Origin of the sequence: Microbacterium testaceum (genome assembly GCF_001476655.1) — a bacterium.
In the GTDB taxonomy this organism is placed as follows: Bacteria; Actinomycetota; Actinomycetes; order Actinomycetales; family Microbacteriaceae; genus Microbacterium; species Microbacterium testaceum_C.
Window position 1 is genome coordinate 15,065 of sequence record NZ_LDRT01000035.1, and the last position, 20,114, is coordinate 35,178.

A 20,114-nucleotide genomic window follows, 5' to 3' on the forward strand; every position below is an offset into this window, starting at 1 on the left:
CCTCTTAACTGGCTTCGGCACCCCACTACCTACTTCCTCAAATCTGGTTCCAACTGCGAACAGTGTCGATGGCGTTCGACAGCGATTTGATGCCCGTAATCGCTGGCTGCAGGCTGCGCCTCATTGTGACATTCGTGAGCGCCGCAATACGTAGCATCTGCACAAGCTGCCCCATCTGCTGCACCATGGGCGCCAACTCGGCGACTCCCGCGAATCCGAGCTTCAGAGAGTTCAAACTTTCCTGGGCAGCGGACACGTCGATCGACCGCAATTCCTCGGCTACTGCCCTCAACCTTGCATCGGCACGGAGAACGCGCTGTTCCAATTCTGCGCCACTGGACGAGAGCCCATTCGCAGGCGGCAGCATGTCATGCGCGACGCGGACCAGAGACGCCTGTCTCTGAGCCGGCGAGACCGCCCCGAGTTTAAGCTCGGTCAGCGCTCCGGCCGCCGCAGCAAAATTTTCGATGGCCACCTGAACTGTTGGCAGGAATGCCGCCATCTCTTCGAAGTCGGCGGACAGTGCGACCACGTCAGCTAGCTCCGCTTCGTCAAGGCCGGCGCCTGATTCGTTTGGAGGTTTGGCGACTGACTCGCCCTCTCTATCCGAGAGCGCACTCTCTGCGGCGCTGAGATTTTCCTTTAGCGCTCCAACCATGCCATGGATAGCCATCGCCCATTCCGGCGACTCATACCCTGCAAGCCAAGCAGGCTCAATGTTCTTGTAGTTGAGGCGTTCAATCATCTGGACATCCTCACGAGGGTCGTCCGGCGAGATGACATCCGCGCCAGCAAGTACCACGGGGAGAATCAGGGCCTCTACACCAAGCTCCTTCGCATATTCATGGAAGGCCAACAGTTCCTCGCGACATGCCTCACTCTCGAAGTAACGCATCGTGATAACTGGTATGAAGAAAGTGGCCGATTGGACGCTCTCACGAATTCGCGCACGCCAATCTTGACCCCAACCGATCGCGTCGCGATCTACGAAAATTTCAAGCTGGCGTCCCGTAGCCGCGTGAAATCTTCCTTCAAGCGACCGCTTCAGTTGGTCGACGACGCCACCATAGTCGTCGTTGTCTTTGCGCGTGTAGCTCAAGAATCCGCGTGCGGCAACACTCTTTGTATCCGACATGCGGAAAACCTACCGGGCGAACAACCCACACGTATATAGGAGCGGAAACAAGAGCACCGTACGCCCCGGACCCCGCGTGGATCAGCGCGCGGACCCCTGCAGCGAACCCGTGGTCTCCCCGGCCGGGTCGGTGACGAGGCACGAGATCTCGCGGTCGCCCTGCGCCCAGGTCTCGCTCGAGGGACCGATGTAGTTGTACTCGAGGGTCGAGTCGGCGTACGAGACGCCGATGTAGGACTGGAACGCGGCGTCGCACTGCTCCTGCGCCGACGCGGTGATCGCGTCGTCGCCGGGGAAGGCGCCGTCGGGCACGGTGAAGCCGCCGAAGACCTCATAGGTGTGCGGGAGGCCGCAGTCGACGAGGTTGTCGCTCGTGATGAACCCCGACGAGACATCGTCGAGGCACTGTCCGACCTGCAGCGACAGGAACTCGGTGGGGGCGTTCTGGTTCGGGTCGAAGAAGCCTCCATCGTCGGTCGACTGCGCCTCCTCCGCGGCACCGAGGGCCACGAAGACGAAGAAGAGGATCACTCCGACGATGGTGAGCAGGGTCATCACCGAACCGACGATGATTCCGGCGATCGCGAGGCCGCGACCCTTCTCCCCGGTGCGCTTGACCTGGGAGAGCCCGACCACGCCGGCGATGATGCCGCCGATCGGTACGAGGAAGCCCAGCACGAGCGCGAAGATCGACACGACATTGGTGCGGTTCGCGTAGTCCACGGGCGGGGGGATGGATGCCGACGCGGCGTAGGCCGGTACGCCGCCCGGCTGAGCCTCGCCGTAGGGCGATCCGGTGTATGGCGGAGCCGCCGGAGCGGCGCCCTCGGCACCGGGAGCGTCCGCGGGGGCCGGAACACCCTCGGGTGCGGGAGGAACGGGGACCGCGCCCTGGACGAGCCCCTGCTCCGCGAGGCGCACGCCGGTCCGGTGCGCCGCTTCACGCACGACGTCGCCCGCCTTGACCGCGCCGACGGCGCCGCCCTTGAAGAAGCCGCCGGCCGCGGAGTGGACGAACTCGACGACGGCGCCCTCGGGCCCGTCCGTCACGTGGACGTCGAAACGCACGTGCATGTCCTGTCCGGCGAAAGCCCCCGCGATGAGGGTCGTTCCCAGGCTCCCGCGCGAGACGTCGAGCGATCCCGTCGCCGTCGGCTGCACGGTGAACCCCTGCTCCACAAGCGCCGAGGCGACGGCGTCACGTGCCGGTCCGGCGGGGAGGGTCAGGTGCAGAAGGATAGGTTCGGGCATAGGAACTCCTGGGGATTTTCCGCGACGGCGTCGCGCAGAACAGGAGCATCATAGCGACGAGGTGTAGACCCCGCCGGGAGCGGTGAGGGCGTGACAAAACCCTCCCGAGGCGCTAGCGGATACGCCCGGGCAGGTCGTCGCGCGACAGACCGTCGGCCTCGGCCAGGACCCGTCGCGCCGCGTCGCGCGCCTCTTCCACGTTCCACAACAGCACGCCGACGACGCGATCCTCGTCGAGGTAGTACACGACGCCGCGCTCGGGATCGATCCAGTCCTCGACCGTGTCGAGCGAGGAATCCAGCGTTCCGACCGCCTCGTACCGGATGCCGAACACCGCGGAGTAGTAGTACGGCGTGTGCGTGTACGGCTCGGCGGCGCCCGCGAGGTTGCGCCCCGCAGCCCGTCCCTGCTCGTTCGCGTTGTCGACGTGCTCGACGCGGCGACGCCCGAGGATGCGGTCGGGGTAGCTCGCGACGTCGCCCGCGGCCCAGACGCCGTCGACCGACGTCCGCAGCTGGGAATCGACGACGATGCCGTCGTCGACCGCGAGTCCGGCGGCTTCGGCGAGCTCGGCGGCGACCTCGATCCCGAGGCCGCTGACCACGGCATCCGCCCGCACCGCGTCGCCGTTCTCGAGCTCGAGGCGGGCGCCGTCGGCATCCGCCTCTCCCCCCACGACCTTCGCACCGGCGACGATCTCGACACCCGCGTCCCGGAAGAGCTTCTCGAACCGCTCGGCGAGGGCCGCCGGGAAGACCGCGTCGCCGAGCACGGAGCCGGTGTGGACGAGGACCGTGCCCACGCCGTTCTGGACGAGAGCCGCAGCGAGCTCGGAGCCGATGTACCCGCCGCCCACGACGGCGATGCGGTCGACCTCGTCGGCGAGCGCGCGCAGCCGGCGGTAGTCCTCGGCGGTGCGGAATGACAGCGCTCGGGCACCGTTCGAGCGATCCTCGATCGGCAGGGCCACGGGCTTCCCCCCGGTGGCGACGAGGAGGGTGCCGTAGGTGAACGTCTGCCCCTCGGCATCCACTTCTCGCGCCTCGGGACGGATCGCCGTCACGCGCGTGCGCAGGCGGACGTCGGCCCCGGTGTCCTCCGCGGTGCCGAGCGGCACCTTCTCCCACGTGAACTCGTCGTCGGTCCACAGCTTCTTGCTGAGGGCGGGGCGCGTGTACGGAGCGTCGACGTCGTCGCTCAGGATGCCGATCGAGCCGTCCGCGTCGAGTTCCCGGATGCCGCGCGCCGCCGTGTCCGCGACCATGCCGCCGCCGACGATGAGGTGATCGAAGTGTGTCGTGGTCATGCGGCCAGCCTCGCCGCCGTGCCCGGGCTGTCGGGACGGGTTGCGACTCAAAGCGGCATCCTGTACTCCCCCCTCCCCCCGTCCCTGCGTTGAGTGTCCAAGACACGCCGCAACCACACCCACCGATACGGCGTGTCTTGGACACTCAACGGCTCGCCGCGCTCGGGACGGCGGTGCGGGCGCGGCGGGACACGGGGTGAGGCGGCGAACTAGGCTCGGGGCATGAGCGTCGACCTCGAGAATCTGTACATCGACCTGCACGCGCACCCCGAGCTGTCGTTCCAGGAGACGCGCACGGCGGGAGTCATCGCACGGCACCTCACCGAGCTCGGGCTCGAGTTCGAAGAGGGGGTCGGCCGCACGGGAATCGTGACGCGGATCGACAACGGCGACGGACCCGTCGTCTGGCTCCGCGCCGACACCGACGGGCTGCCCGTCGAGGAGCAGACGGGCCTCGCGTACGCCAGCACCGCGCGCGGCACCGATCCGGCGGGCAACGCCGTCCCGGTCATGCACGCCTGCGGCCACGACATGCACATCACCGCGATGATCGGCGCGCTCGAGCGGCTCGTCGCGACGACCGACGAGTGGTCCGGCACCGTCATCGCCGTCTTCCAACCCGCCGAGGAGTACGGGGCGGGTGCCCGCGCGATGCTCGACGACGGCATCCTGGACCGCTACCCGAAGCCCGACATCGTGCTCGGCCAGCACGTCACGCCCCTTCCCGCGGGCACGATCGGTGTGCGGCCGGGCACCCAGATGGCGGCATCCGACGGGCTCACCGTGGTGCTGCACGGCCGCGGCGGCCACGGCTCGCGACCGCACTCGACGATCGACCCCGTCGTGATGGCGGCCGCGACCGTCATGCGGCTGCAGACGATCGTCTCGCGCGAGGTCGATCCCCGAGACGTCGCCGTCGTCACCGTCGGGTCGATCCACGCGGGGCTGAAGAACAACATCATCCCCGCGGAGGCGAAGCTCGAGCTGAGCCTGCGCTACCCCGACGACGACGCCCGTGACCGCGTGCTCGAGAAGGTGGAACGCATCGTCCGCGCCGAGGCTCAGGCCTCGGGCGCCGAGAAGACCCCGACGATCACGACGGATCACACGCTGCCGCCGACGATCAACGATCCGGATGCCACGGCCCGCCTGTCCGCGGCCTTCCGTCGGGCGTTCGGTGAGACCAGCGTCGTCGACCCGGGCATGTTCACCGGCAGCGAGGACGTCTCATGGTTCGCGCGCGACGCCGGAGTGCCCCTCGTCTACTGGTTCTGGGGCGGGGTGGACCCCCAGGCCTTCGCGGACGCTCTGGCCGGCGGGACGATCGAGCGCGACATCCCGACGAACCACTCGCCGTTCTTCGCTCCGGTGATGCAGCCGACGATCGACCGCGGCGTCGAGAACCTCGTCGTGGCGGCGCGGGAGTTCCTGGGCTGAGGTCCGGATCGCACTCGCGGAGGTGCCCGCGTCCAGCAGGACGCGGGCACCCTTTCTTGCGCGGTCAGCCGAGCTTGACGGTCGACGGCTGCCCGACGCGCACCGGAGCGATGACGACGTAGTCGACATCGGGTGCCCAGGGGCCGTCGTTTCCGAGGACGATCGCCCCGTTCGTGGTCGACAGCGTGACGGGGATCGTGCGCTCCCAGAAGCTGTCCCATGCGTAGGTGTACCGGAAGTACCCCTCGCCGACGCGTCCGTTGCCCTCCTCGGTCACCTGCAGGCGACGGTCCACGACCTGCGGGTTGTAGTCATGACGCCCCGACACCTCGGCGTTGGCGTACTTCACGACGATGTCGTAGTCACCCGCCGTGTTGAAGCCGGACGCCCTCGGGATGCTGAGCGTGTTTCCCGTGCCGTTGCCGAGGTCGCCGACGAAGGCGCCACCCGAGACGTTGGAGCCGGACGCGGGATCGTACGTCCCCACGCGGGCTGCGCCCGCGCGGGCGCCGGACTCCGCCTCGACCTTGACGGCGGCCGAATCAGCCGACGCGACACGCGTGGTGGTGACCGCGGTGAGCGCGATACCCGCCTGAGAACCCACCTCGATCTCGTTGATGCCCTCCGAGAGGTGCAGACGAGCGGTTGTCGACCAGGTGCCCGCCGCGTTCGCGCTGCCGGTCGCCACGCGGCGGCCGTTGAGGTCGACGGCCACGTCGGACGCCCCCGTCGTGCGGTAGTCGACCTTCACGTCGTAGTACCCCGACTGGAAGGCCGTCGCGTAGACGTCGGCGCGGCCATCGGAGCCGATCTTCGCCGCTCCTCGGCTGCCGGACACGTCGTACGCGAGGGAGGCCGCGCCGGCGAGACGAATGGTGGATGCCGGATACACCGTCGCCTCTCCGTCGGTGACGTCGGTGAGCACGAACTTGTCGAGCGTGATGTCGGAGTTCGGCAGCACGGTCGACCCGTCGGCACTCGCCCGCAGGGACAGCGTGTGCGTGCCCTTCTTCAGCGCGATCTGCACCTCGGCACTGCCGCGGTACTTCCACTTGCTGTTGTCGTTGAGCGCCAGGTCGGCGGTGTACTGCACCATGGTCGGGTTCGCATCGTCGACGAACAGCGCGTGTCGACCGGGGGTACCGGGCGTCGCGCCGATGACCTGGAAGCGGTAGGTACCGTCCCTGGGCACGGTCACGCTCCAGTCGGCCTTCGCCGAAGCGTTGTTGAACGAGCCGACGTCCCGGCCGTGGGAGGCGAGGAACATCCACCCGCCGTTACCTGTGGGGGACTGGTCGTAGACGCGGGCACCCGTGATCGCGGTGTTCTCCGCCTCCACGGACGTGGACCAGACCTGCGGCGTCGAGGGCACGGCATCCCGCTGCGGGGTGACCACGACCTGGTACCCGGCGTAGCGGTCGTAGTTCGGCACGTTCACGTCGAGAGCGCCGTCGGTCACGGCCACGCCCGAGAGGGTCGTCACGACGCGGGGGGTGGCCGCGAGTCCTTCTGCGCCCGACAGCGGAGCCTCGCGCACCTCGACGTCGACGCGTGAGCCGAACACGCTCGAGCTCAAGCCGTTCAGCGCGAGGGAGACCGTATCGGCACCCGACCCGCCGTACAGGACCGTCGCCTTCTTGTCGGTGGCGTCGATCGCGCCGATGCCCTGCAGGGTGTCCGCGACGTTCAGCTGCGGCGGGGTGACCTTGACCGTCTTGCTGCCGGCGAGGTCGCCGTACCACTTGAACATCCACCATCCGGCGTTGGCCCCGTTGGGCCGCGCGGAGTTGTCGGAGAAGTTGCCGGCGTAGTTCCAGTACGCCGTCTGCGCGTCGACCTTGGTGTCTTCGAACATCGAGAACCACTGGATGAGCTGACCGGGTACGCCCATATCGCGCAGCAGGCCGTACTCGGTGATGTTGATCTGCCGTGGGCTGATGCCGCGATCGGCCTCCAGCTTGCGGTACTCGGCGTAGTGCGAGCGATAGGTCGCGAGGTTGTCGATGCCGAGCTCGTGCCAGATCATGAACTGCGGCAGCGTGTTGGTCTGTTTCGCATAGTCGAGCCAGGTGGCCGTGCGGTCGGCATGCCAAGAGGCGTCGCCCGGGCCGCCGATCACGGGGTCGCCCAGGCCGTGACGCGCGTAGACCTCTCGGATCTTCTCCACCGCCGCCTTCCAGTCGGGAAGGAACTGCTGCGTGAAGACCGTGTCGTCGGCGTACCAGTTGCCGCCGTCCGGCTCGTTGAACGGGATGAAGACGTACTTGTCGGGGTGAGCCGATTTCGTCGCGACGGCCTCCGTCACGAACTCGACGACCTCGAGGTAGTCCCAGATGCCGTTGGGCTGATTCGTGTACGACCCGTCGGCCTGGTTGTAGGTGCGGTCGTCGCCGGGGCGGTTCCCGCCGTTGTACGCCCAGTCGGGGTAGTAATCCTGCACGTAGATGTCGAGCTGCGTGCCGTTCTTCGCGAAGAACCCGTTCTCGACCTTGAGCGCGTCGCCGCTCGGGTGCTGCGTGCCGTAGGGCGCCTTCTGCGACGTGTTGGTGAGGTGGGCGCCGTTGATCAAGGCCTGAGTGGGTGCACCGTCGTCACCGAGGCCGTACAGGGTGCCCGACGCGCCGCCGCGGAAGTCGCCGGTGGGGGTGGCGAAGTCAACGGACAGGGTGTCGGTGGTGGTGGCGGCTGTCGCCGGGGGAGCGACAGCGGCGAGCGTGCCGAGCACGACGGCTCCGATCGCGCTCGCGGCGATCCATCGGGGGTGTCTCATCGGGGGTGTCTCCATCGATCAGAGGACGCGGCGTTGCGCCCGAGGGAAATGTAGCCGGGTTTGATAGCGGTTTCAAGATTACGTTTGATAACGCTTTCAAAGTGGGCTAGCGTGCTCTGCAGTTCGACACGACGGAGAGACGAATGACGACGACGCAGCCCACCGCCACCGGCGCAGAGCCCACCCTGGCGTGGGGCAACGACTCGGTGACACTGACGTTCGACTGGGATGCCGAAAGCCCCGTCGCGTGCTCCGCCGTCACGGTCGCCGGCCACACCGTGCCCGTCCACCGCGTTCCGGCCGTCGAAATCCTCACCGCCGACGCGGGCCACCGACCCGCGTCCGCACGCCTCGCCCACACCGAGCACGGCGCGCGGTTGCGGTACGTCGACCACCACGAGATCGTCGACGGCGGAACCCGTCGGCTTGTGATCCGTGAGCGGTCGGGAGACCTCGAGGTGCGCCTCGAGCTGACCGCGCATCACGGGGTCGCCGCCATCACCAGCCGCGTGACGGCGAGCAACGTCGGCGAGGGACGCATCGTGCTCCGCGCCGTCGCGTCGTGGGTGGCGGGCTTCACTGCTCGCGACCACTCCGGGGACGCGCTCACGGGGTGGGAGCGTCTCACGGGCACCGACGACTGGCTCGGCGAGGGCCGGTGGACCCGCGCTCCCCTGCGCGGCCCCGACTTCGTTCCCCTCGCCGAGCACCTCACCGGCCACAACCCTCGCGGCGCGCTGTCCGCCGTCTCGACGGGAACGTGGTCCACCGCGCAGCAGCTGCCGACCGGCATCCTCGAATCCCGTGAGGCCTCCCTCGCCCTCGCCTGGCAGATCGAGCACAACGGCGCGTGGCGCTGGGAGATCGGAGAGGACACCGCCGGCGCCTATCTCGCGCTCTCCGGCCCAACGGACGCCGACTCCGGGTGGAGTCGCGTTCTCGCCCCGGCCGAGAGCTTCGAGAGCGTCCCCGCGACGCTCGCCTTCGGCCGTGACGCCGTGTCCGCGATCGGAGCCCTGACCGACCACCGCCGGGCCACGCGCCGCGCCCATCCCGACAACACCGCGATGCCGGTGATCTTCAACGACTACATGAACACCCTCGACGGAGACCCCTCGACCGAGAAGCTCCTCCCCTTGATCCGCGCCGCCGCCGAGGTCGGCGCCGAGGTGTTCTGCATCGACGCCGGCTGGTACGACGACTCGGGCTACTGGTGGGACTCCGTCGGGGCCTGGATGCCGTCGACCACCCGCTTTCCGGGCGGCTTCGACGAGGTGATCGACGCGATCCGCGCCGAGGGGATGATCGCCGGGCTCTGGCTGGAGCCCGAGGTGGTCGGCATCCAGAGTCCGATCGCCGACACGCTCCCCGCGGAGGCCTTCCTCCAGCGCAACGGCGAGCGCGTGGTCGAGCACGACCGCTTCCACCTCGACCTGCGCCACCCCGCCGCGCGCGCACACCTCGACGCCGTCGTCGACCGCCTGGTGTCCGAGTTCGGCATCGGCTTCTTCAAGGTCGACTACAACATCAACCCCGGGCCCGGGACCGACCTCGACGCCGACAGCGTCGGCGACGGCCTCCTGCGCCACAATCGCGCGCACCTCGACTGGCTCGACGGCGTGCTGGATCGGCATCCTGATCTCATCATCGAGAACTGCAGCTCCGGCGCGATGCGGATGGACTACGCGATGCTGTCCCGGCTGGCGATGCAGTCGACCTCCGACCAGCAGGACTTCCGCAAGTATCCGCCGATCGCCGCGAGCGCTCCGATCTCGATCCTCCCTGAGCAGGCCGCCAGCTGGGCCTACCCCCAGCCGGAGATGGATGCCGAGGAGTCGTCGTTCTGCCTCGTCACGGGCCTGCTGGGTCGCTTCTACGTCTCGGGCCATCTCAACCGCATGAGTGCCGAGCAACGCTCGCGCGTCGCCACCGCCATCACCGTCGCTCAGCAGCTGCGCGGCGAGATCGCGACGGCGCACCCGCACTGGCCGCTCGGACTGCCCCGCTGGGACGACGCGTGGCTCGCGCTGGGTCTTCGCGGCACCGACGGCGACCTCGTCTCGATCTGGCGACGAGGCGGGGCGAACGCCACCACCCTGTCGTTCCCCCACCTCGTCGGTCACGACGTCGAGGTGACCCCGGTCTTCCCCCTGGACCTCCCCGCCTGGCACACCGACTGGGATGCCACGACGGGAACCCTCCACGTGCGCGGCACCGATACCCGTCTCGCCGCGCGCACCCTGCGTCTGTCGTATCGGCTCCCCGAGGTCGACGACGACGCCCGCACCGGATCGCACTGATCACACCAACAAGGAGCAATTCAATGAAGAAGCGGTTCTTCGCCGCGACGGCCGTCACCGCCGTCGCGGCACTCGCCCTGGCCGGCTGCTCGGACCCCGGCGCCGGCGGTGGCAACGCGGCCCCCGCCGACTGGCCCGCGCAGGACACCAAGCTCGACGGCACCACCCTCACGATCTGGGCGGCGCAGAACTCGAACAAGATCCCCGACAGCGTCGTGAAGGGCTTCGAGGCGGCGACCGGCGCCACGGTCGACGTCGTGACGATCCCCGACCCGTACGAGCAGAGCGTGCAGACCAAGGTGGCGACGGGCGACAAGCCCGACCTGGCGTTCTGGCAGCCCACGGCCTCGCAGCTGACGGCGCTCAACGCGTCGACGAACCTCCAGTCGCTGGACGGCGCCCCCTTCATCGACAACTACACGCCCGAGCTGAAGGACATCACCGGCATCCTGAACGGCACACGCTACGCCGCCCTCATCACGACCCCGGCGGTCGAGGGCGTCTACTACAACAAAGAGGTGTTCGCGAAGGCGGGCATCACGAAGACGCCCGGCAACTGGGACGAGTTCCTCGCCGACGCGCGCCAGCTCAAGGCCGCCGGCGTCACCCCGTTCTTCGACTTCGGCGGCGGAACCCCGTGGGCCACGCAGTGGTGGGTCTCGGTCCAGCTGGCGGACGCCGCCAAGGACGGCCTGTGGGAGCGCGTCAACAAGAACGAGGAGAAGTTCACCGACCCGACCATCCAGGGCGCGATCGACACCTATCAGGGCCTCATCCAGGAGGGCCTGTTCAACGCGAACCTCAAGACCGCGACCTTCGAGGACCAGGGCCCCGCCCTGCTCTCCGGCGAAGCGGCCATGGCCGTTCAGGTCAACTCGTTCTTCGGGCAGCTGCAGTCGCTCGCCGACACGGCGGAGCTCAACGAGAAGATCGGCTTCTTCCCGATCTCGCCCTCGGGCAACGTGGGCACCTTCATCCCCGACCAGTCGAACGCCCTCGTGGCCTTCAAGACGGGGGATGCCACGCGCGAGGCCGCCGGACGTCAGCTGCTGTCGTACTGGCTCGGCGATGGCTACAGCGACTTCGTGCAGGCGCAGAAGACGGTGTCGCTGCAGTCCTCGGTGGCCTCGTCGTCGGACGTCCCGGAGGCGCTGCTCGACGTCAGCTCGTCCCTGAGCGACTCGGTCGGTTCGATGCAGGCCCTCGCGGTCGCGAACCCCGACCTCTACCTCAACCTCGGCGACATGATCCAGGGCACCAAGACGCCCACGCAGGTCGCCGACGCCACGCAGAAGCAGTTCGCCGAGCTGGCCAAGGCCATCGGGGCCCCCGGCTTCTGATTCCCCGGGGCGCCGGGTCTCGACCCGGCGCCCCCTTCCCGGGAGGAACCACCCATGACATCGACCCTCGAGCGTCCCCGCACGGTGACGCCGCCGCCGCGATCCCCGCGAACCGCCCCGCGCGGTCGGCACGCGAAGGACCACCCCCTGTGGTTCCTCATCCCCGCGCTGGCGGTGCTGGTGGTGTTCTTCGCCGTGCCCACCGTCTTCAACTTCGTCTACGCGTTCACCAACTGGTCGAGCTTCAAGAGCTCGATCGACTTCATCGGCACCGACAACTTCGTGTCGCTGTTCTCCAACGGCTCGCTCGTGAACGCCCTCACGGTGACGCTGATCTACGCGGTCCTGGTGGCGATCTTCCAGAACCTCTTCGGTCTCGCCCTCGCCCTCCTGCTCGAGCGCGACACCCGCACGAACCGCGCGCTGCGCGTGGCGTTCTTCGTGCCCGTGATCATGTCCGCCCTCGCTGTCGGCTACATCTTCCAGGCGATGCTCAAACCCGACGGGGCACTCAACGACATCCTGAGCGCCGTGACCGGGCAGAGCATCGACATCGCCTGGCTCGGCAGCACCACCTGGACGATCGTGGTCGTCGCCCTCATCCACGCGTGGAAGTGGATGGGCCTGTCGATGCTCATCTACCTCGCCGGGCTGAAGACCATCAACGACGACATCCTCGAGGCAGCCCGGCTCGACGGCGCCGGATGGTGGACCACGTTCCGCGCGATCCGGTTCCCGCTGCTCGCCCCCGCCGTCACCTTCAATGTCGCGACCGCTCTCCTGGGATCGATGAACGGCTTCGACATCGTGCAGGCCACCACCGCCGGCGGACCCGGCGGAACCACCGAACTGCTCAACATCTTCATCTTCCGGACGTTCGGCCAGGGCCTGTTCGCCCAGGCCACGACGATGAGCCTCGTGCTGTTCCTCGTGGTCGCGATCCTGGCCTTCCCCGTGATCCGTTTTCTGCGCAAGCGGGAGGACGTGCTGTGACCGAGACCATGACCCTGACCACCGGTCGCGCCCGGCGGATCCCCCGGCGGCGTTCGCCGCTCGGCCGCGTCGTGCAGCCGGTGGCGGCGACCCTCGTCGCAGTGGTGCTCCTCGGCATCCCGTTCCTGCTCACGGTGCTCACGGCCTCCAAGACGCAGGCGGAGGCGTTCGTCCCCTCGCTCGCCCTGCCCTCGGAATGGCACCTGTTCGACAACTTCGCCACCGTGATCGGGGACGGGCGCATGATCGCCGCCTTCGGGGGCAGCGTCCTGGTCATGGTGCCGGCGGTCCTGGGGGTGCTGATCCTGGGCTCGATGGCGGCGTGGATCCTCGGACGCCGACGCTCGCGCGGCCTCGCCTTCGTCTACGCCGTCGCGATCAGCGGGATCGTGCTGCCCCCGGCCGTCGTCACGATCGTGCTGCTGCTGCGCCAGCTGGGGCTGGCCGGCACGCCCGTGGGGATGATCGGGGTGTACATGGGCATGTACATGTCGACCGTGATCTTCTTCGTCACCGGCTTCGTGCGCACCATCCCCGTCGAGCTGGAGGAAGCCGCCCGCGTGGACGGGGCCTCGCCGGTGCGGGTGTTCGTGAAGATCATCCTGCCGCTGCTGATGCCGGTGCTCGCCACCGCGACGATCCTCATCTGCCTGTACATCTGGAACGACGTCTTCTACGCGCTGTTCGTCGTCGGGGGCCGTCTCGACACCCTCCCGCTGAACCTGTACCAGGTGGCGAGCGCCGGTCTGTACCTTCAGAATTGGCATCTGATCTTCGCCTACATCATTCTGATGAGCCTCCCCCTGCTCATCACGTTCATGGTGGCGCAGCGCAAGATCATCTCGGGCATCACCAGCGGCGCCGTCAAATGAGGACGGGCACCGCGCACAGACGGAGCGCAATGGACCCTTCCCGCACGAAACCGGCCACGATCGCCGACGTGGCGGCGCGCGCCGGGGTGTCGGTGCCGACGGTGTCTCGTGTGCTGACGGGTGCCGCCAAGGTGAGCCCCGCCAAGCGCGAGGCCGTCGAGGCGGCCATCGCGGCGCTCGGCTTCCGACCGAGCGCCGCCGCTCGTGTGCTGGCGTCCCGCAAGGCGCAGGTGATCGCCGTCATCGCGGGAGACACGTCGCAATACGGGTACGCCGAGACGATCCGCGGCATCGAGGAGGCCGCGCGAGCCGGCGACTACACGGTCATGATCACGGTGGTCGAGAGCACCGACGACGACGAGATCGACCGCGCGATCGCGGCGACGCTGTCGCAGCCTCTCGCCGGTGTCTGCGTGCTGAAGTTCGACCCTCCCGGCGTCGCCGCTCTCCACCGCATCCCGCCATCGCTGCCGGTGGTCGCTCTCTCGGGCGTCCGCGAGCCCGGGCTGCGTCAGGCGGTGCTCGACGAGTCCCGCGCCGCGGAGGAGCTCACCGACCACCTGCTGGATCTCGGCCACGCGACCGTGCACCATGTCCGGGTTCCGCCGTCGCGCCGCGAGGACGGTCGAACGACCGGCTGGCGCCGCGCGCTCAAGCGTCGCGGGGCCGCCGTCCCCCCGGTGAGCGACGCATCGTGGGACCCCCGTTCCGGAATCGAGATCGGTCGACGTCTCGCCGATGACCCCACCGTCACCGCGGTGTTCTGCGGGAACGACCAGATCGCGATGGGCGTGATCCGCGGGATCGTGGCATCCGGTCGTCGAGTGCCCCGGCGAACCACGAGCCGGTCATCGTCACGGATGCGCAGATGGGCGAAGAACGCGGCGAGGATCAGCGCCATCCCCGCCCCCACCAGCGCGCCGCCCAGGGTGTCCGAGAGCCAGTGCGCGTGCAGGTAGGTGCGGCTGAACGCCATCGCGAGCACCCAGACGACACCCGCGATCCGTACCCACAGGGCGGGGAAGATCACGACGGCGACGACCGCGACCGTCGCGGCGTTGGCCGTGTGACCGGAGGGGAAGGACCCATGGTCGGAGATGACGAGGATGTCCTCGGGGCGCGCGCGACCGAAGGTGTGTTTGAGCACCTGGACCATCGCCGCGCTGCCCACGGACGCGGCGAGGAAGTAGAGCGCTCCCCACCGTCGTCCGACGAGGAACAGCAGGAGCGCCCCGCCCAGCGGGACCACGAACACCGCGACCCAGTGACCGCCGACGGCATCCATCGTCAGGGCGAAGGCGAGCAGCGCCGGCGACGGCGCCGCGACGAACAGCTGGTTCCACCACACATCGATCGCGAACGGCGTCGGGCCGCGGAAGAACACCCACGCACCGAGCCCGCACGCGAGGGCGACGAGCACCAGGCCGATGATCCCGCGCCCGCGCTCGGAGCGGAGGGTGGGGGTCGACGCGTCGGCGGATTCGGCATCCATCGACTCATGATGCCGCGTCTCCGCTCGCACGGGGACGTCGGCGCGCGTTCTGCTACTGTTCTCGGCCCGCCTTCACGGCGCGAGGCGCTCCACGGTGCGGGGCCGGACGAGGGCCCAGAGCGCGACGACGCCGATCACAGCACAGCCGACCATGACCGATGCCATGGTCGTGGCGGTGATCCCCGCACCGGCCGACAGCAACCCGACGACGGGCGAGATGATGCCTGCGACGCCGAAGTTCGCCGCGCCGATGATCGACTGCGCCGTACCCGCCGCTTTCCCGTGGCGGTCGAGCGCGAGCACCTGCGCGCACGGGAAGGTGAAACCGCACGCGGTCATGAAGAAGAAGAGCGGGACGACGGTGCCCCACAGGCCGAGGCCCAGCTGGTCGGTGACGACGATGGTCCCGCCCGCGAGCACGAGCACGATGGTCGACACCGCCAGCACCCACTGCGGGCCGAAGCGCGCGGCGAGGCGGGAGGCGATCTGCACGCCGACCACGACCCCCACCGAGTTCACCGCGAAGAGCACGCCGTACTGCTGGGCGTTGAAGCCGTAGGTGACCTGGAACAGGAACGACGATGCCGACAGGTACGAGAACAGCCCGCTGAAGGCCATCGCGCCGATGATGAGCACGCCGATGAAGACGCGGTCACGGAAGACGCTCGCGTAGCGCTGCCAGACCGTCGTGGTGCCGGGGCCGCTGCGGCGCGCGGCCGGCAGCGTCTCGGGGACGAACAGCACCGCGGACACGAGCATGACCGCGCCGTACACGGCGAGCACCACGAAGATCCCGCGCCAGTCCATGACCAGCAGCAGGGCCGATCCGGCCAGCGGGGCGAGCACCGGAGCGACGCCCGAGACCATCGCCATGCGCGACAGCATGACCACGAGTCGGCGTCCCCCGAAGAGATCGCGGATGATCGCCGCCGCGACGACACCACCCGCCGCGGCTCCCGCCCCCATCAGCACGCGCGCGATCGACAGGGTCTCCAGCGTGGGTGCGAGCGCGGCGAAGACGCTCGCCGCCACGTGCAGAGCGGTCACCGACAGCAGCGGCAGACGACGACCGACCTTGTCGCTCAGCGGGCCGACGATCAGCTGGCCGAGGGCGAAACCGATCATCGTCCCGGTGAGTGTGAGCTGGATCGCGGCGGCACTCGTCTGGAAATCCGCCTCCAGCACGGGGAACGCCGGAAGGTACAGGTCGATGGTGAACGGGCCGAGAGCCGTCAGCGCGCCCAGCACGATGATGTACAGCACGCGGCGGGAGGCGGGGATCGCGTCGCCGGGATGCAGCACGATCGGTGCCGTCGCGGGATTCTTGCCGAGGGTGCGGATCGCCCCGGTGGACGAGCGGTCAGGCGGAGAGGTCGGGGGGACCACGGGGAGGGAAGCAGTATCGAGCACGCGTCTCTTCGTTTCGCAACACGGACAGCCCGAACGAGTCGGGCTGAGAAAAGGTGGGGGAACATCGAACCTCGAATCGATTCGACATCGTCATACTACCGCGCGGTCCGCGTGTGCCACCATCTCGGCATGTGGGTTCTTCCCAGGCCGCGGCCCTATTCATCCGCATAGGCTGGACGAATCGGCCCGAGCCGACGTGTCCCGCCCCGAGAAGAGACGAACACAGCACATGACGCCTCCCCCCGAAAAACGCACCAGCGGAAACCCGGCGAAGCAGTCCGAGATCGACCTGACCGTCAAGCAGCAGCGCGAGCAGAAGCGGCAGGCCAAGCTCGCCGAATACCAGAAAGAGATCGCGCGCCGCAAGCGCGGAAAGCTCGTGTGGTGGGTCGTCGGATCGACCGCGGGCCTGGCGATCATCGGTCTCGTCGTGGCCTCTTTCGTCTTCGCTCCGGAGCCGCCCACGAGCTATCAGGCCGGCAACAGCACCGGACGTGAGATCGAGGGCGTGCAGACCTTCGAGAACCGCTCCGATCACGTGCAGGGTGCCGTCACCTACGAGCAGAACCCGCCGGCCGGAGGCCCGCACAACCCGTACTGGCTGAACTGCGGCGTCTACACCGAGCCGCAGCAGAACGAGAACGCGGTGCACTCCCTCGAGCACGGGGCGATCTGGATCACCTACAACCCCGATGAGGTCGATCAGGCCGGCATCGACGCGCTCAAGGCCGTCATGCCCTCGAGCTACGCGATCCTCTCGCCCTACCCCGGCCTGGACACGCCCGTCGCGGTGAGCGGCTGGAACCACCAGCTGAAGGTCGACTCCCCCACCGACCCCCGCATCGGCGAGTTCTTCACCGAGTACTGGCGCAGCCAGAACGTCCCCGAGCCGAACGCCGCGTGCTCGGGCGCCATCGACGGGCCCGGCAAGGCCTGACATGACCGACGACGCCCCGGTCGCACGCCCCGCGGTCCGGTGGATCGTGGTCGCGGTCGTCACCGTCGCCATCGTGGCCGTGGCCTTCGCGATCGGACGCTTCACGGCGTTCGGCGCGACGGCCGCTCCCACGTATCCCTCCACGACGTCCGCCGACGCCGGATTCGCCCGCGACATGCAGGTGCATCACACCCAGGCGGTGCTGATGGCGATGGAGATCTACCGCAAGACCGACGACGACGAGCTGCGCACCCTCTCGTACGACATCGCCACCGCGCAGGCGGGCCAGCGCGGCGAGATGTTCGGCTGGCTGGTGCAGTGGGGACTCCCCCAGTCCTCCCCCCAGCCGCTCATGACGTGGATGCAGGCCTCGGGCGCGCACAGCCACGGCGACACGTCGGCGTACACGCAAGACGAGCTTCTCGCGCAGATGGGCATGGCCACGGATGCCGAGCTCGACCAGCTCCGCTCCCTCGAGGGCCAGCCCGCCGACTGCCTCTTCCTCACCCTGATGATCCGCCACCACCAGGGGGCGATCCCGATGGCTCAGGCCGTCATCGAGCTCGGCGAGGAGCCGCGCGTGGCCGAGGTCGCCCAAGCCATCGTCACCGGTCAGTCCGCCGAGATCGACGCCATGCGCGACATCCAGTCGCGCCTCGCCTGCGGCGCCTGACCCGCGCCCGGCCCCCCGGAAACGCCGAAGGGCGTGGCATCCCCCAAACGGATGCCACGCCCTTCTGTCGTGGAGGCTCAGCCCTTCGTCGACCCGGCCAGCAGACCCCGGACGAAGAACCGCTGCAGGGCGATGAAGACCGCCAGCGGAACGACGATCGCGATGAACGCGCCCGCGGTCAGCAGGTACCAGTCCTGGCCACGGCTTCCGGTCATCTCGGCCAGCAGCTTGGTGATCGGGGCGACGTTGCCGTCGGCGAAGATCAACGCCACGAGCAGGTCGTTCCACACCCAGAGGAACTGGAAGATGGCGACGGATGCCACGGCGGGCATGGTCAGCGGCAGGATGATGCGGAAGAAGATCTGCCCGTGGCCGGCCCCGTCGACGCGCGCGGCCTCGATCACGTCACGCGGGATCTCCGACATGAAGTTGTGCAGCAGGAAGATCACCAGCGGCAGGGCGAAGATCGTGTGCGCGACCCACACCTGCGCGTACCCGGCCTGTCCCATCCCCTGGATCACGGGGACTCCGAAGATCGTGCCGCCCGAAAACAGCTGCAGCAACGGGATGAGCGCCATCTGGATCGGCACGATCTGCAGCGCGAACACGAGGATGAACAGGATGTTCCGCCCGCGGAACTCCATCCACGCGAACGCGTACGAGGCGAGCAGGGCGATCGAGATCGGGATGATCGTGGCCGGCAGCGTGATCGCGATCGAGTTCACGAACGCCCCGGTCATGTTCAGCTGGCTGTTGCCGGCCTGCAGCGCGGTGGCGTAGTTGTCGAGAGTGAAGCCCGGGTTCTGGAAGATCGTCCACCAGCCGGTGCTCTGGATGAGCTGCTGCGGGCGGAACGACGACAGGAACAGGCCGAAGGTCGGCAGCGTCCACAGCACCGCGATCACGAGCGCCGCGATCGTGGCGCCGCGCGAGCTCAGACGCTTCTTCGCGCCCGCGGCGACGCCGCGCTCCGCCTTGCGCTCGCCGCGCGAGAGCTGCTTCTTCGTGTCCGGATCGACCGGGAGGTCGATGGGGGTGACGGCCGACATCAGCGGACCTCCTGTTGCTTGCGCAGCTGCACCGCGTTGTAGATGACCAGGGGCAGCACGAGCACGAACAGCACGACGGCGAACGCGGCCGCGCGCCCCTGCTCGAAGCTGCGCAGCTGGGTGTACATCTCGTTGGCGATGACGGACGTGTTGTTCGTACCGGCGGTCATCGTGCGGACGATGTCGAACACCTTCAGCGAGGCGATCGCGATCGTGGTCAGCACGACGACGAGGGAGCCCCGGATGCCGGGGACCACGACGTTCATGAATCGCTGCCACGCGTTGGTGCCGTCGAGTTCCGCGGCCTCGAGCTGCTCGGTCGGCACGCCCTTGATGGCCGCCGAGAGCACGACCATGGCGAAACCGGTCTGGACCCAGATGAGCACGATGATGAGGAACAGCGTGTTCCACGGCTCCACCGCGAGGAAGTTCACGGGCTGACCGCCGAGCCAGACGATGACCTGGTTGAGGAAGCCGATCTGCGGCTCCCCCGCGGGACGCGAGGTGTACATGAAGCGCCAGATGATCGACGCCCCCACGAACGAGATCGCCATCGGCAGGAACACGAGGATCTTGTAGTACTTCTCGCCACGCGCCTTGTCGATGAAGTACGCGTACGCGAGACCGGCGATGGTCGAGACGACCGGGGTGATGACGACCCAGACGATGGTGTTCAGCACGACACGCAGACCCTGGGGCTGCGTGAAGATCCAGACGAAGTTGTCGAGGCCGATGAACCGGTCACCCGTGCGGTCGAAGAACGCCTGGCCGGTGGTCTGCACGGCCGGAACGATGAGTCCGACCACGAGCAGGATGATCGCCGGGGCGAGGAAGGCGACGAGCTGGAAGAGCGAGCCGGCGCCCTTGCGGGCCCGCATGTCGAGGAAGAAGAAGCCGAGGCCGACGAACGCGGCCGCGATGATCGCCCACTGGTAGGACTGCAGCAGCCACAGCACCAGGGCGGGGGTCACGACACAGGCCGCGAGCCGGACGATGGTGTAGACGCGCCCGCGACGCGGGGCGATCTCCACGAGGAAGAGGATGAGCCCGACCACCGCCACGAAGACCCCGATGATGATCGGGATCTCCAGGAACGGCGAGAGGGTGCTCAGCCACTGGAGGAATTCGCGCATGGGAAACCTTTCGAGT

General features: G+C 68.4%; 15 protein-coding genes and 1 pseudogene. 8 read left to right on the plus strand and 8 right to left on the minus strand.

Annotation, left to right across the window (positions count from 1 at the left end; genetic code table 11):
• Positions 1-37: 37 nt before the first annotated feature.
• From NS220_RS19175 to NS220_RS06415, 3 genes are all read right to left on the minus strand, one after another.
• Positions 38-1,135, minus strand: a complete 1,098-nt coding sequence (locus NS220_RS19175) for a TIR domain-containing protein (RefSeq protein ID WP_081323014.1) — start codon at positions 1,133-1,135, stop codon at positions 38-40.
• A gap of 81 nt (positions 1,136-1,216) precedes the next feature.
• The gene (locus NS220_RS06410) at positions 1,217-2,386 is read right to left on the minus strand and encodes a DUF4190 domain-containing protein (protein WP_058623256.1); all 1,170 of its coding nucleotides are present in this window, start codon (positions 2,384-2,386) and stop codon (positions 1,217-1,219) included.
• 112 nt (positions 2,387-2,498) lie between these two features.
• Entirely contained in the window at positions 2,499-3,692 is a 1,194-nt protein-coding gene (locus tag NS220_RS06415; protein ID WP_058623257.1) for an NAD(P)/FAD-dependent oxidoreductase, read from the minus strand.
• 222 nt (positions 3,693-3,914) lie between these two features.
• Between NS220_RS06415 and NS220_RS06420 the strand changes: the two genes are divergently transcribed.
• Positions 3,915-5,129, plus strand: a complete 1,215-nt coding sequence (locus NS220_RS06420) for an amidohydrolase (protein WP_058623258.1) — start codon at positions 3,915-3,917, stop codon at positions 5,127-5,129.
• Positions 5,130-5,193: 64 nt separating this feature from the next.
• On the opposite strand, the gene NS220_RS06425 is transcribed toward NS220_RS06420, so the two are convergent.
• Positions 5,194-7,899 (minus strand): hypothetical protein, encoded by a 2,706-nt coding sequence (locus tag NS220_RS06425; protein WP_081323015.1) that lies wholly within the window; start codon positions 7,897-7,899, stop codon positions 5,194-5,196.
• A 143-nt stretch (positions 7,900-8,042) separates the two neighbouring features.
• Between NS220_RS06425 and NS220_RS06430 the strand changes: the two genes are divergently transcribed.
• Genes NS220_RS06430 through NS220_RS19180 form a run of 5 tightly spaced genes read left to right on the plus strand, consistent with a single transcriptional unit; the run spans position 8,043 to position 14,363 of the window.
• The gene (locus tag NS220_RS06430) at positions 8,043-10,199 is read left to right on the plus strand and encodes an alpha-galactosidase (RefSeq protein ID WP_058623260.1); all 2,157 of its coding nucleotides are present in this window, start codon (positions 8,043-8,045) and stop codon (positions 10,197-10,199) included.
• Positions 10,200-10,222: 23 nt separating this feature from the next.
• Positions 10,223-11,539 (plus strand): ABC transporter substrate-binding protein, encoded by a 1,317-nt coding sequence (locus NS220_RS06435; RefSeq protein ID WP_058623261.1) that lies wholly within the window; start codon positions 10,223-10,225, stop codon positions 11,537-11,539.
• A 54-nt stretch (positions 11,540-11,593) separates the two neighbouring features.
• Complete coding sequence (locus NS220_RS06440) at positions 11,594-12,532, plus strand: carbohydrate ABC transporter permease (RefSeq protein WP_193755287.1); 939 nt, start codon at positions 11,594-11,596, stop codon at positions 12,530-12,532.
• Positions 12,529-13,404, plus strand: coding sequence for a carbohydrate ABC transporter permease (locus tag NS220_RS06445; protein WP_242864548.1), 876 nt, complete (start codon positions 12,529-12,531; stop codon positions 13,402-13,404). Before NS220_RS06440 ends, NS220_RS06445 begins: the two co-directional genes overlap by 4 nt.
• A 29-nt stretch (positions 13,405-13,433) precedes the next feature.
• Complete coding sequence (locus NS220_RS19180; RefSeq protein WP_242864550.1) at positions 13,434-14,363, plus strand: LacI family DNA-binding transcriptional regulator; 930 nt, start codon at positions 13,434-13,436, stop codon at positions 14,361-14,363.
• Here the strand turns inward: NS220_RS19180 and NS220_RS06455 are convergent.
• Positions 14,291-14,896: pseudogene (locus NS220_RS06455) on the minus strand (phosphatase PAP2 family protein); the annotation flags it as partial. The gene NS220_RS19180 and the pseudogene NS220_RS06455 overlap by 73 nt on opposite strands.
• Positions 14,897-14,968: 72 nt before the next feature.
• A complete protein-coding gene (locus NS220_RS06460; RefSeq protein WP_193755288.1) occupies positions 14,969-16,306 on the minus strand; it encodes a multidrug effflux MFS transporter in 1,338 nt (445 codons plus the stop codon).
• 229 nt (positions 16,307-16,535) lie between these two features.
• On the opposite strand from NS220_RS06460, the gene NS220_RS06465 reads away from it, so the two are divergent.
• Together NS220_RS06465 and NS220_RS06470 are read left to right on the plus strand one after the other, a co-directional pair.
• Positions 16,536-17,243, plus strand: coding sequence for a DUF3105 domain-containing protein (locus NS220_RS06465; protein ID WP_058623263.1), 708 nt, complete (start codon positions 16,536-16,538; stop codon positions 17,241-17,243).
• A 1-nt stretch (position 17,244) separates the two neighbouring features.
• Positions 17,245-17,916 (plus strand): DUF305 domain-containing protein, encoded by a 672-nt coding sequence (locus NS220_RS06470; RefSeq protein WP_058623264.1) that lies wholly within the window; start codon positions 17,245-17,247, stop codon positions 17,914-17,916.
• A 77-nt stretch (positions 17,917-17,993) separates the two neighbouring features.
• On the opposite strand, the gene NS220_RS06475 is transcribed toward NS220_RS06470, so the two are convergent.
• Positions 17,994-18,965, minus strand: a complete 972-nt coding sequence (locus tag NS220_RS06475; RefSeq protein ID WP_058623265.1) for a carbohydrate ABC transporter permease — start codon at positions 18,963-18,965, stop codon at positions 17,994-17,996.
• Complete coding sequence (locus tag NS220_RS06480; RefSeq protein WP_058623266.1) at positions 18,965-20,098, minus strand: carbohydrate ABC transporter permease; 1,134 nt, start codon at positions 20,096-20,098, stop codon at positions 18,965-18,967. The genes NS220_RS06475 and NS220_RS06480 overlap by 1 nt, the downstream gene beginning before the upstream one ends.
• Positions 20,099-20,114: the final 16 nt, after the last annotated feature.